Source organism: Pyrodictium occultum (assembly GCF_001462395.1).
Classification (GTDB): Archaea; Thermoproteota; Thermoprotei_A; order Sulfolobales; family Pyrodictiaceae; genus Pyrodictium; species Pyrodictium occultum.
Map to the genome: position 1 here is coordinate 112,093 of NZ_LNTB01000001.1, position 12,385 is coordinate 124,477.

General features: G+C 59.0%; 13 protein-coding genes and 3 tRNA genes. 10 read left to right on the forward strand and 6 right to left on the reverse strand.

Going from position 1 to position 12,385, the window contains the following annotated elements; all coding sequences use genetic code 11:
• Positions 1–94: 94 nt before the first annotated feature.
• The 3 genes from CF15_RS00610 to CF15_RS00620 all read left to right on the forward strand — a co-directional run bounded on the left by CF15_RS00610 (position 95) and on the right by CF15_RS00620 (position 2,286).
• Positions 95–1,645 carry an AMP phosphorylase gene (locus tag CF15_RS00610; protein ID WP_236698063.1) on the forward strand — a complete coding sequence of 517 codons (1,551 nt, stop codon included), beginning with the start codon at positions 95–97 and terminating at the stop codon, positions 1,643–1,645.
• A 99-nt stretch (positions 1,646–1,744) separates the two neighbouring features.
• Positions 1,745–2,038, forward strand: a complete 294-nt coding sequence (locus CF15_RS00615) for an RNA polymerase (protein WP_058370071.1) — start codon at positions 1,745–1,747, stop codon at positions 2,036–2,038.
• A gap of 160 nt (positions 2,039–2,198) precedes the next feature.
• Positions 2,199–2,286, forward strand: a tRNA-Leu gene (locus CF15_RS00620).
• A gap of 1 nt (position 2,287) precedes the next feature.
• On the opposite strand, the gene CF15_RS00625 is transcribed toward CF15_RS00620, so the two are convergent.
• From CF15_RS00625 to CF15_RS00655, 6 genes are all read right to left on the reverse strand, one after another.
• Positions 2,288–3,721, reverse strand: a complete 1,434-nt coding sequence (locus CF15_RS00625) for an ATP-binding protein (protein ID WP_058370072.1) — start codon at positions 3,719–3,721, stop codon at positions 2,288–2,290.
• A 63-nt stretch (positions 3,722–3,784) separates the two neighbouring features.
• A complete protein-coding gene (locus CF15_RS00630; protein WP_058370073.1) occupies positions 3,785–4,384 on the reverse strand; it encodes a 3'-5' exonuclease in 600 nt (199 codons plus the stop codon).
• Positions 4,381–6,039: a CBS domain-containing protein gene (locus CF15_RS00635; RefSeq protein WP_083494391.1), complete on the reverse strand. Its 1,659-nt coding sequence runs from the start codon at positions 6,037–6,039 to the stop codon at positions 4,381–4,383. Before CF15_RS00635 ends, CF15_RS00630 begins: the two co-directional genes overlap by 4 nt.
• Positions 6,017–7,768: a sodium:solute symporter family protein gene (locus CF15_RS00645; protein ID WP_058370076.1), complete on the reverse strand. Its 1,752-nt coding sequence runs from the start codon at positions 7,766–7,768 to the stop codon at positions 6,017–6,019. The genes CF15_RS00635 and CF15_RS00645 overlap by 23 nt, the downstream gene beginning before the upstream one ends.
• 13 nt (positions 7,769–7,781) lie before the next feature.
• The gene (locus CF15_RS00650; RefSeq protein WP_058370077.1) at positions 7,782–8,054 is read right to left on the reverse strand and encodes a DUF4212 domain-containing protein; all 273 of its coding nucleotides are present in this window, start codon (positions 8,052–8,054) and stop codon (positions 7,782–7,784) included.
• A gap of 379 nt (positions 8,055–8,433) precedes the next feature.
• Positions 8,434–8,512 (reverse strand) — tRNA-Gly (locus tag CF15_RS00655).
• 191 nt (positions 8,513–8,703) lie between these two features.
• On the opposite strand from CF15_RS00655, the gene CF15_RS00660 reads away from it, so the two are divergent.
• The 7 genes from CF15_RS00660 (at position 8,704) to CF15_RS00690 (ending at position 12,376) form a co-directional block, all read left to right on the forward strand.
• Positions 8,704–8,778 (forward strand) — tRNA-Phe (locus CF15_RS00660).
• Positions 8,779–9,025: 247 nt separating this feature from the next.
• Positions 9,026–9,475, forward strand: coding sequence for a 30S ribosomal protein S13 (locus CF15_RS00665; RefSeq protein WP_058370078.1), 450 nt, complete (start codon positions 9,026–9,028; stop codon positions 9,473–9,475).
• Between the two features lie 22 nt (positions 9,476–9,497).
• Positions 9,498–10,034 (forward strand): 30S ribosomal protein S4, encoded by a 537-nt coding sequence (locus CF15_RS00670; protein WP_058370079.1) that lies wholly within the window; start codon positions 9,498–9,500, stop codon positions 10,032–10,034.
• 39 nt (positions 10,035–10,073) lie between these two features.
• A complete protein-coding gene (locus tag CF15_RS00675) occupies positions 10,074–10,475 on the forward strand; it encodes a 30S ribosomal protein S11 (protein WP_058370080.1) in 402 nt (133 codons plus the stop codon).
• Positions 10,476–10,619: 144 nt separating this feature from the next.
• Positions 10,620–11,459, forward strand: a complete 840-nt coding sequence (locus CF15_RS00680; RefSeq protein WP_058370081.1) for a DNA-directed RNA polymerase subunit D — start codon at positions 10,620–10,622, stop codon at positions 11,457–11,459.
• A 24-nt stretch (positions 11,460–11,483) separates the two neighbouring features.
• Complete coding sequence (locus CF15_RS00685; RefSeq protein WP_058371307.1) at positions 11,484–11,846, forward strand: 50S ribosomal protein L18e; 363 nt, start codon at positions 11,484–11,486, stop codon at positions 11,844–11,846.
• Between the two features lie 47 nt (positions 11,847–11,893).
• A complete protein-coding gene (locus CF15_RS00690; protein ID WP_058370082.1) occupies positions 11,894–12,376 on the forward strand; it encodes a 50S ribosomal protein L13 in 483 nt (160 codons plus the stop codon).
• The last annotated feature ends 9 nt before the right edge of the window (positions 12,377–12,385 follow it).

Genomic DNA, 12,385 nt, shown 5'->3' on the forward strand with positions numbered 1-12,385 from the left:
TGCCGCTTAAGAGCTAACTGTTAGCATTGAAGCTGCATCTGCGGCCACTGGTACCTGCCTAAGCGTATCTAACCCTGGGCTCGTGTCCCCTGGAATGCGGCGTCTCTTCAGACTCTACTGGTGGCCTGCTATGGCTAGCCGTAATGGTGGTTTCCACGTAGAAGAGGCCGACATAGATATTGGTGATTCCGCTGCTCTCCTCAACCCTAAGGATGCTGAGAACCTGGGTATCCCCGCAGGCTCCCGCGCAGTTGTGGTGTGCGGTGGCCGGAGCCTTGGTGTGGTAGCGCTCCATAGTACCCGGGTTGAGCCCGGCTCACTGGCGCTTACCCGCCAGGCTCTCGAGAGGCTGGGCGAGTGCAGAGCCGCTGAGATATACCCCCTCGAGTTCCCTGCCAGCTTTGATGCCTTCGAGCGTAGACTTGAAGGTAAGCGCCTCGATGCAAATGACTACAAGCAGCTCATAGGCGACATTGTGGCCGGGCTCTACGATGACGCGCAGATAGCAGCGTTCCTAGTGAGCCAGATGCATTACAGGATTACCGAGGATGAGCTCGTCTACCTAATACGGGCAATGGTTGACACCGGCGATGTCGTAGCCTTCGGCGAGCCCGTGTACGATGAGCACAGCATAGGCGGCGTCCCGGGCAATAGCAAGGTTGCGCTCCTAGTGGTGCCTATAGTGGCTTCCCGAGGGCTGCTCATACCCAAGACGAGCAGCCGAGCCATAACAAGCCCAGCCGGCACAGCGGATACAATGGAAGTGCTTGCAAGGGTGACATTCACCCCAGAAGAGATACATGAAATGGCCCTCAAGGCTCGCGGGCTCATAGTGTGGGGCGGTGCCCTCAACCTCGCGCCCGCCGACGACATATTCATACGGGTTGAGAGGAGACTCGGCATAGACCCTCCAACACAGATGGTTGCCAGCATCTTGGCCAAGAAGCTTGCCATGAGCGTTTCAAGGCTTGTTATAGACATACCTGTGGGCCGTGGAGCCAAGGTCGAGAACGAGAAGGACGCCACGTCCATGGCCTCCCTGTTCCTCTCGCAGGCGGGCAGGCTCGGGATAAACATGAGGGTAGCAATAACCTACGGCAACGAGCCTATAGGCTATGGCGTCGGCCCAGCCCTGGAGGCTCGTGAAGCGCTTGAAACCCTCATCAAGGGTGATGGCCCCCTGAGCCTTGTGGAAAAGGCGTGCAGCCTGGCCGGTCTTGTGCTTGAGCTGGGCGGCGTGGCCCCACGTGGCGGCGGCTATAGCCTGGCATGTGAATCGCTTAGAAGCGGGGCAGCCTACAGGAAATTTAGAGAGATACTAGATATTCAGCAGGGCGACCCCGACATTAAGCCTGAGGACATACGCCTGGGGCGTAAGCAGATAACGCTAAGGGCGCCGCGGGACGGGGTGGTGTCGACGATAGATAATGTTGCCATAACTCTCGCGGCTAGGGCTGCCGGCGCGCCGGATGACAAGTCGGCTGGCATAAGGCTTCATGTTAAGACGGGGTATAGGGTGAAGAAGGGCGACCCCTTGCTCACTATATATTCTTCCAGCGATGCGCGGCTACATGAGGCGCTGAGGGTGGTTGAGGAGCATGAGGCGGTAATAATAGAGGGGGTAGTGGTCAAGCTTTTCCCCTGAACAGTTCCGGGGGACGGATAAGCATATATAGAGAGCTTATGTTGTGAGGCAGCGCCGGCAAGGTCTTGTTAATGTAGAGCGGTGGATGGAGGTAAAGCTATGCAATTCTGTCCCCGCTGTGGCGGACTAATGATACCAGTTAAGCGTGAAGATGGCAAGGTGGTGCTACGCTGTACAAGGTGCGGCTATACTATGACCGTGGAGAGCAGCCAGCTGAGGGACTATACCATAGTCGGCGCTACCCCGAAGGAGGAGCGCACTATAACAACATTAAAGGTGAGCGAGGCCAAGCGCAAGCCCCCCAAGTCGCTTGAGGAGTGGGAGCAGGAGCGTGATGAGTACAAGGAGGTGCTTCAGGAGCTACTCCAGGAGGAGCTTGAAGGCGAGGAGTAGCGCTGGATCCCGTGCCTCCTCACTCTAAGCGCCCAAGCCATTACGCATTGTTTTTCGCGATCCTCGGTTGCTATGAGCGGTATCCTCGTTGACTAACATTAACAAAGAATATCTGGCACATCCTGTTGACATAGTATTCGCTACACGGAGCTTGCTGGGCGCGGGGGTGCCCGAGCCAGGTCAAAGGGGGCGGGCTTAAGACCCGCTGGCGTAGGCCTGCGTGGGTTCAAATCCCACCCCCCGCACCAGTTAGTGGGTACAGGGAGCCTGCACGTCCACCTCAACTGGTACGGGCGTCGGGGCTCCATGCTTCCTCACTATCGCGGTACCTTCTTCCAGGCTTGAGAGCAGCGAGTCGTCCTCAAGGCCTATTGCACGTGCAACGAGAAGCCTATCGTTTACCGAGACTATTCTATGTGCCACTATCGTATTGAAGTTAGCCTCGCTCAGCTCGGGGAGCAGGCGTGGGGTGTGGACAACCATTACGAAGCCTATACCGTATTTGCGTGTTTCAGCTAGCAGCTCGGGGACTACATTGTTGTTTAGCAGATTGTGAGCCTCCTCCACAACTATGAGGATCCTGGCTGGCTGTCCAGAGGTGGCGAGGGTGTAGAGCATTTGGAGAAGATATATGGCGTACATCTTCCTTATGCGTGTTGAGCGTATAGAGTCGAGCCGGATTACTGTCGGCATTGGGTCCTTGAGATTCGCTATGGCTTCAAACCTCCTTGTGCCCCTTATCGTGAATAGGTCTGCATACCCGCTGGTTGTTATCAGGTTTAATCTCCTCAGGAGGGCTAGCCATATCTCCCTCTCTGCCTTCGTCATTTCATCCCGTTTCCTGGCTACTACAGAGGATATGGCCCGTAGCAGCTCGTGCACAGTGTTCCCCGATTCAAGAATACCCTGGATCTCCTCAATGACACCTGGCTCGAGCTGGCTGGTTAGGGCGTCGAGTAGTCCTTTAGCCGTGTTAACGCTCTGGCTGGCTGCCAGGGCTAGGAACGCGGCCAGTATGCTCGACTGGAAGGGGCTAAGCTCCAGCACGCTTTCCAGCACTGAGATGGAGGACTCGAGGGGGATGCTGGGGCTCGTGAAGGCCACGGGGGGCAGCCTGGGGTGGGAGAAAACGTTGTATTCATCTACGCCCTGCTCCCGGAGTAGCTGCTCGTACTCTCCATGCCAGTCGAGTATAACCGGCTTGAAGCCTATCCTGCTGCTGCATGCAGCTATCCTTGCAGCGGTGTGGCTCTTACCGGAGCCCGTCGCCCCCACAACGAGCACGTGGCGCAGGAGAGCCTCCTCGTCAAGCACCAGGGGGGAGCCGGCACAGTAGCCTAGGACCAGGCCTCCAGCCTCCGCCCCTCCGGGGTACCCATTGCACCAGAGTATTTCATTGCCGCGGGGAGGCGGTAGCAGTGTGTACCCCTCATCCCCCTTCTGGCTTCCCGGCTCGCTTAGCAGAAGCCCTGGAGCCGTGACCGCGGCCTGGTACTCGCGTGCCGGCAGCTCTATCCTCGAGCTGCATGAGCCCGAGCGGCACTCGAAAACGTAGCGGCCGCCCGCGCCTAGCAGGCGCTTGTAGAACACGTCCATGTAGTCTACAAACTGCTCCCGGACCCCGGCCACTTCTAGGATGCTGGCCCGGCTGAGCAGCCTGCGGATCTGCTCCAGCGCCTGCAATAGACGCCCGTCAGAACCTCCGCGTGCGCGGCGTGGGCCCGGGATACGCTTCAGCGAAACTGCCTAGGAGCCCCGGCCGAGCATTTTGAATAGCCAGCGCAGCCTAGGCCTCCTGGCCCTCGGCATGCACCGGACGGGCGGCCTCCCAAACTCCCTCCTAAGATGTATGAATAGCAGCGCGGCGTGTACAGCGTCGCTCACAGGATCGTGGAATCTCCGTGGGGGCATGTGCAGGCCAAGCGTTGCAGAGAGCGCATCCTCAAGGGTGAGACGCCCCGCCTCCACTGCCCTGCCCCTAATACTCGGTACGCTCAGCAGCCACGAGAGCACGTCGACGTAGCAGAGCTCTTCGGCGCCAACTCTCCTACGCCTGGCCTCGGCAGCCAGGAACTCTACGTCATGACGCCCGTATACCACTAGGACTCTGCCCCTCACCGCCCTAAGCACGTCCTCAAACCAGCCTTCGGCGCGGCAGGAGCCCGTGACCCCATGCACCAGCGCCGAGGCGCCAACGGTGCGAGGCGGCTCGGAGTAGTACACGACCCCCGAGAGGTCCAGAGTATGGCCGTCGAAAGGCACCACTGCCACCGAGACCAGCCTGCAGTTATTAGGGTCGAGGCAGGTGGCCTCTACATCAACCGCGGCGTAGCCCCGGCCCCTCACGGCCCCATACCCCGGCTCCTGGCATAGTCCACAAACCGCTGGACTGTGCGTAGGACGGAGCGGAGAATCGAGCGCTCCAGGCCGCTCAGCTCGCCCGTCTCTACCCTAGTCCCGCCATGGACCGCCTGGATCCACAAGGTAAAGGAGAGCAGTAGCTCGTATGCCTCAGCCACGTCGGCCGCCAGGTCCCCCGGAACCACGCCAATAGCTGCCAGTTCACGTAGCCTATCAAGCGTGTTAACCGGCTTCCAAACCCCCTCAGCCATGGCGAACGCCTTGACCGCGTAGACCACTGGCGCGAGCCCGTGAGCCTTGAGGTCTAGCTCGCGTGGAAGCCTGCCAGCCAGCCCCAGCCTGGGCCTATAAGCGGGGAGCACTTCCAGGATGTAGCTGCTGGATCCCCGGAGGCTCTCGGCTATACTCCTTCGAACCCACTCGGCCGCACCCTCCCTTCCCCAGACGTTCGCGGCGTCATACATCATGCTGAGCATGACGAGGTTTTCATCCCGGGGGTTAGCAGCCATAGAGCCTATAGCCTCGGCCAGGGCGTCTCCAGAGTATAGGAGGCGCCGAGCAGTATAGCCCTGCCTACAGCCGGGGAAGCCCGCCTTATCGAGGATAGACTCCACCTCCTCGGCAAATGCACGTGCACGGCCCTCCCCTAGGCCCCAGTAGACCAGCATGGTATCCCTATCGCTCGCGAGAAACTGCTCAAGCCTCCCATTACTGCCTAGAGTAAGGTAGGCAACTCCACTCTGTCCGATGCCAAGCCTCCTAGCTGCTAGATCAGCAGCCTTCTCCATAACGCCTCTAAGGGCTAGGCTCGCCATACGCACGAGATGCGCAGCCTCCCTGCCTTCTCCCGGGCGGAGGCGGCGAGCCTCCCGGCGGAGTACACGGACAAGCTCGTGATACCGCTCGGCGAGCTCCTCCACGCTGGAGGCGCTACGTATGCGCCGGAGCATATAGAGGGGCCCTAGGGCCTCCGCGTAGGCTATATCACGTACACTGACGACCCCCTTCACCCTGCCATCATCGTCAACCACGACTAGGTGCTTCACATACCTCCGCATCATGAGATAGGCAGCCTCCATGCATGTAGCTGAGGTCCTCACGGAGAGCGGGTTAGGCGTCATATACTCGGACACGGGCCTCGATAAATCCATGTGAAGCGCAACCAGCCGGCGAAGATCAGTATCAGTGAATATGCCCAAAGGCCTCCGCTCACCATCAACAACGACTATCGAGGAGACACCCTCACGGTGCATTATGCCGACCGCTTCAACTACCGGAGTCTCGGGGCTAACCGTCACCGGGCTGCGATACACAAGGTCACTAACCGAACACGACTCCTCATCGCTGAGAGCAAGAACCGCGCGAGCACATTCGGTATCGGCGTAAATCACCACGGACTCTCGTACAGCCTTTACACCACCCTCCGAGACAACGTAGTCACCCGGCTCAAACTCCTGCTGCCCAACAGATAGCAGGCCGCTATAAACTATGTAGAGCCCAGGCTCCCGCGCCTCCTCGCCCTCACGGAGAAGCATGACACGGCTACAGGCAAGCATGTTCTCGAGAAGGCTGGGAGGAGAGTGGGGAAACACCTTAGAGTGCAAAAAAACTAGGAGATCACGCGGCACGCGCCTCCTCATCGGTGGCACCCCTAGCAGCAACGGTGGCAGCGCTCTCTGTACGGACCGGTACGCGTATGCGCTCCACCAGCTCCTGCACCTGCCTCGGAGGCTCACTGGTGGCCAGCGACACCACTATGTTCACTATCAAGTTTACTAGGAAGCCGATAACGCCCCATGCTATAGTGCCTATCTTCTGGCCCGCTATGCTTACGGGACTCATGTAGCCCAGCGACACGCCCACGACGTACGGCACAGCAACTATCAGCCCCGCAAGCATGCCGGCGATAGCACCCTCCTTGGTGGCCCTCTTCCAGTGCAGGCCCAGCAGCATCGCGGGAGTCAGCGTTGAGGCAGCGAAGGCGAAGGCCCATGCCACAGTCTTGGCTATATAGGCCTTTATCACGGGGTTGGCAGCCATCAGGTACGCTAGCAGGCCAGATATGAACGCTATGCTCACCATTGATATCCTTGCTATCATCAGCTCCTTCTTCTCGCTAGCCCTCGGGTTGATTATCGACTTGTAGATGTCACGCGTGGCAGCAGTGGTCATGGCCAGTATCAGACCGTCAGCCGTGGATAGCGCGGCGGAGATACCGCCCACCAGTATTATCGAGGCTATTACGGGCCCTAGGCCGTACATGTCGGGTAGGCCTAGCACAGCTATGTCCTTATGGATGCTGAACACGTCCTTACCGTACTCGAACACGCCATCACCATTCTCATCTACAAGCTTTATTAGCCCAGCCTCCATCCACTTCCTAACCCAGCTGATGCTCATAAGCTTCTGCTTCACAGCATCAAACGGCTGGCCATCCATGCTCTTAACCAGCGCGGTCAGCTGGTACTCCTTCTCACCCGCCAGCGCGGCGTACACCGGGGCTGTGAGGTATAGCAGGCTGATGAATAGCAGGCTCCAAGCCACGCTCTTACGTGCATCCCTCACGCTGGGCACAGTGTAGAACCTCATCAGCACGTGCGGCAGCCCCATGGTGCCAAGCATCAGCGCCAGTGTGCTGAGCACCCAGTTGAGCTGCCCAGTACCGCTGGCATAGGGGCGCCAGAACGGCTCGGTCCATGCATGCCCCTTTAGCTGCTCGACTATCTCGTCAACCTTCTCCACGTGCTGCCCGTAGGCTATATGGGGTATTGGATGCCATAGGTGGCTTATGAGCACTATCGGGATCCAGTAGGCAGTTATCAGCGCGATGTACTGCGCCACCTGGGTCCAGGTAATGCTCTTCATTCCGCCGAGGCTGCTGTAGAGTATCACTAGCAGAGGCGCTATCAGAGTCATTATGGTGGCGTCGACTCCGAAGGCCCTGGACAGCACTATACCTACGCCCAGCAGCTGGCCGGTCAGGTAGGTCAGCGACACTACGTAGAGCATTATGACAGCGAATAGCCTGGCAGTCTTACTGTAGTAGCGGTCCTCGAAGAAGTCCGGTATGGTGTACTTGCCGTAGCTGCGCAGGAACGGTGCCACAAGCATGGCAAGCAGCACGTAGCTAAGGCTCCAGCCTATCAGGAAGACGCTGGCATCGTAGCCTAGAATAGCCACGGCGCCCGCCATTGATATGAAGCTAGCACCGCTCATCCAGTCAGCGGCAGTAGCCATGCCGTTGCGGAGCGGCGAGACCCTGCGGGCCGCTACGTAGAACTCCTCCGTGCTAGTGGCGCGGGCCCTATAAGCTATTAGGATATAAGCTATTATGGTGGCCGTTAGGAAGGATACCGCGAGTACATCCATCCACGCCCACCCCCTAGGCCTCTATACCATACTTCTCGTCGAGCTTGTTTATGGTAAAAGCATAGGCGAAGGCTAGGACAACGCCAAGCGCTATGCTTACCTGTATCATCCACCAGTTCAGCGGCGCGCCATTGATCCTTGCAGGGCTACCTGGGGGCGCGTAGAGGCTCTTAGCAGGCAGATGTAGGCCGAAGGCTATTGCCAGCCATACCAGGAAGAAGACCAGCGTCGCTAGCATAAACGCCCTCTTGTACCTCTCATAGTCGACTCTAGCTAGTGCTGACAAGTCACCTCGCACCGGCTCCCGACGTACTCTCGGTAGAAGTATTTAAAACTAATTACTCCAGTTGTAAAAGTATAAAGAGTTATAGAACATGTAGAATTATGTATGCGGATATATGCTAAGCTCACAAGGAAACAGAAGAAGCAGGATGAAGACCGGGCCGGGCATCAACGTAGTATCGATACATCCTGGCCGAGGCGAACAATTACATCCGCTTGATTCCGGTGTCGCAGCGTGATAGGGATCAGGATAGCGTGATTAGGCAACGTATATTATGGAGTAACGCAGGAACGGCGTCAGGGAACAGCTGTAAACCAGGCCGTGGCGGGCATCTGCGCCATAATACGGTTGAAGCCAGGGTTACGGCTGCGGCTTTGAGGGTTGGTGCGGCGGCCGGGATTTGAACCCGGGATCGCCGGCTTGGAAGGCCGGCGTCCTAGTCCAGGCTAGACGACCGCCGCGCTCCATGCCGATGTTGTCCCTAAAAGGCCGGCGGATTATATCCCTTGATGCCGGGGGCCTGTGCTGAGAAGAGGGTCTCTTGACCCCCGAAGACGGGGATGAAGAGAGCCGGAAAAGCTGAGACCCTCCTCGCTTGAACCATTAGTGGTTAGCCTTAAGAGTCCCTGGCGGCGTGCCCCCTAGACATGGTGCCGCCGTAGCTCAGCGGGAGAGCGCCCGGCTGAAGACCGGGCGGTCCGGGGTTCGAATCCCCGCGGCGGCACCATCGGTGCCGCCCGGTCCGCATGCTCCCCTCTGCTTCTCGCTTCCCAGCGTCTAGAGAGGCCCGGTGATGAGGACTTGCCCATGCGAGCCCCTCGAGGAGGGGCGTTGACGTGGTACCGTGGCGGCTGAGGCTTCTTGCAAGCCTCTTGCCTGCCCCTCGGGGTCCCAGGGCAGTGCTACTTATAGAGGGGCTCACTCTGGCCGGGGCGCCTGGGGAGCAGGTATCGCGTGGACTGAGGTGAGCTGGCCTGAGCGAGCAGCAGTATAGGTACATTGTTAGAATAGCCGGCACGGACATACCGGGCGATATTAAGACTGTTTATGGGCTCTCGTTGATCAAGGGTGTTGGTGTTAACTTTGCCCTCGCTCTCTGCCGGCTCCTGGGCATAGATCCGAACAAGAGGATAGGCTTCCTCACAGACGCGGAGATAGAGAAGATAGAGAACGCTATAGCCAATCCCACCGCGGTGGGTATACCTTCCTGGATGCTGAACCGCCGTAAGGACTACGAGACAGGCAAGGATCTACACTTAGTAGGCGCTGATCTAATATACTATGTGAGGAGGGATATAGAGCGTGAGAAGAGGATTAGAAGCTGGAGGGGTATACGCCACGCCCTCGGCCTCAAGGTGCGCGGCCAGAGGACCGCTACCACCGGCCGCATAGGCATGACCGTTGGCGTGAAGAGGCGCAAGTAGTGTTAAACTCGGGGTGGTGGCGATGGGTGACCCGAAGAAGCCGCGTAAGAAGTGGATGGGGCCTAAACACCCCTGGATCAAGGAGCGCCTGGTCCGCGAGATAGAGCTGATGGGCAAGTATGGGCTCCGTAACAAGAGGGAGCTGTGGAAGCTAGAGACGCTAGCTAGGTACTTCAGGCACCGCGCACGCGGTCTTCTGGCCCTGCCGCCGGAGGTTCGCGAGAAGGAGGAGAAGGCCCTCCTATCCCGCCTCCACGAGCTGGGCGTGCTGCCTGAGAACGCTACGCTTGACGACGTGCTCGGACTTACGGCGGAGCACTTCCTCGAGAGGAGGCTCCAGACCATAGTATATAAGAAGGGGCTCGCACGCTCAATACATGAGGCGCGCCAGCTTATAGTACATGGCCACATAGCCATAGCAGGCCGTAGGATAAGGAGCCCTGGCTACCTCGTCAAGAGAGACGAGGAGGAGCTTATAAGCTACACACCTACCAGCCCCCTCGCCAAGCGGGCTGCGGAGGAGGGCGCTCAATCAGAGGAGGCCCCTGGCTCCGAATAGCCGTGGATATAGCCAGCGGCGGTGGAGGGTGGTTCTGGAATGGCGTTCTCAGCTCGTGAGATAAAGTGGGGTGTTGCACACATATACTCCAGCTACAACAACACGATAATACACATCACGGACCTCACCGGGGCGGAGACAGTAGCCAGGGCCAGTGGTGGCATGGTGGTAAAGGCTGACAGGGAGAAGCCGAGCCCCTACGCCGCAATGCTGGCCGCCAGCAGGGCTGCGCAGCAGGCGATGGAGAAGGGCATAGCGGCGCTCCACATAAAGGTGCGTGCCCCCGGGGGCCACGGGCCAAAGACGCCTGGGCCTGGGGCGCAGGCCGCCATACGAGCGCTCGCCAGGGCAGGCTTCATCATAGGCAGGATAGAGGATGTGACCCCAATACCTCACGACACCACCCGTAGGCCTGGAGGCAGGAGAGGCCGCCGCGTCTAAGAACGCGGCACCCCCATCTCCCCTTTCCGTGTTATTCTGGCTCGGAGAGCCCTCGCGAGCCTGTCCCGCTTTAGGGCCTGGGGCGGTTTTCTCTCCCCGGCTCCATCGGCGCCGTGCTCCGGGCTGCTACGAGAGGTAAAGACCATGGAGGTATGTGTGCTGGAGAAGGCGGGTAACCGGCTTAGGGTTATGGTTAGAGACGCGCCGCTCCCCCTAATCAATGCTATAAGGCGTGCATGCTTCACCGAGGTACCCGTGATGGCTGTCGACATTGTAGAGGTGTTTGACAACAATACTGTGCTATATGACGAGATGATAGCGCACCGGCTCGGACTCATACCTCTCACGAGCAGCGAGGCCCTGCAGAAGTACAAGCGGCCCGAGGAGTGCAGGGACGCCAAGCTGGGCGACCCCGACTGCTACGTGGTTCTCCGCCTGGAGGCCGAGACGGGCCCCAAGGAGGAGCGGATAGTATACAGTGGAGACCTGGAGACCAGCGATCCAGGCGTGAAGCCGGTCTACGACAACATGCCCATAGTTGTGATGGCGCCTGACCAGAGGCTCAGGCTCCAGGCCTATGCTAGACTAGGCTATGGCAAGGAGCATGCGAAGTGGATGCCGGTGAGCGTGGCTGCGCATAAGTACCTGCCGGTGCTGGTCTTCGATTTGGAGAAGGCTAGCAATGAGTGCCTCGAGTGTATAGAGGCTGCCTACCCCCAGATAGTGGAGCAGATGAGGAAGACCGGTAAGGGCGAGATAAGGATAGTCGATGATATAAACGCTTCTGCCCTCTACTGGTGCGCCACCAAGAAGTGTGGGGAAGCCGTACAGCTGCGCTTCGACGAGAATACATTCCTCCTAAAGATAGAGTCTACGGGTGCGCTCGAGCCCGAGGAGATCCTTCGCGAGGCAGCAGATGCCATTGCGAGGAAGGCTGAAAATCTGCTCTCAGAGATAGCGCGGCTACGCCGGGAGAGGAGCTAGCACGGGTGAACGCCGGTGCAGGCCGTGAAGAGGACCGGACCGACAAACATACTGGTAAGAAAGACTATACGTGCGCTGAGGAGCGCCGCCCACCGGAATAACGCGCCCATATGGAGGTATGTGGCGGAGCTTATTGACAGGCCCCGTCGCCTCCGTGTAGAGGTCAACATAAGCAAGATAAACCGCTATACCAAGGCTGGTGACGTAGTAGTGGTTCCAGGGAAGGTTCTGGGCGCCGGCAGCATAGATCATCCCGTGACCGTGGCAGCCCTAGGCTTCAGCAGCCAGGCTGTGGAGAAGATACGCGCCGCCGGCGGCAGGGTTCTGCACATACTCCAGCTGCTCGAGGAGAACCCCCGAGGCAGCCGGGTAAGAATCATAGTATAGCCTATTTATGTTCCCGGCCTGTCGAAGGGCTGCGAGGGGACTCCACAATGGCGGTTAGGGTGGCTGCGCCCAAGCCCCCGGAGAGGGTGCTCTACATAGATGCTGCCAACCAGATACTCGGTAGGCTGGCTGCAGAGGCCGCGAAGAGGCTGCTGGAAGGCTACCGCGTCTACATAGTCAACGCTGAGAAGGCGGTTGTAAGCGGCGACCCGCTCATGGTTATACGCAGCTACAAGCTCTGGTGGGAGATAAAGGTCCACGTCAACCCCTACAAGTGGGCTCCCCATAGGCCGCGGAGCCCGATAGCGATAGTGCGCAAGGCTGTGCTCGGGATGCTGCCTAGGAGCAAGCAGAAAGGGCGTGAGGCTGCCCGCCGTCTCCGCGTCTACATAGGTGTGCCGGAGGAGCTGAAGGGCAGGCAGTTCGTGAGGTTCGCCTTCGCCGATGCGAGAAGGCTTGGTCACAAGTTTATACGAGTAGGAGAGCTGGCCCAGAGGCTGGGATGGAAGGGGGTGGCTCCTAGGCCTTGAGCAGCGAGT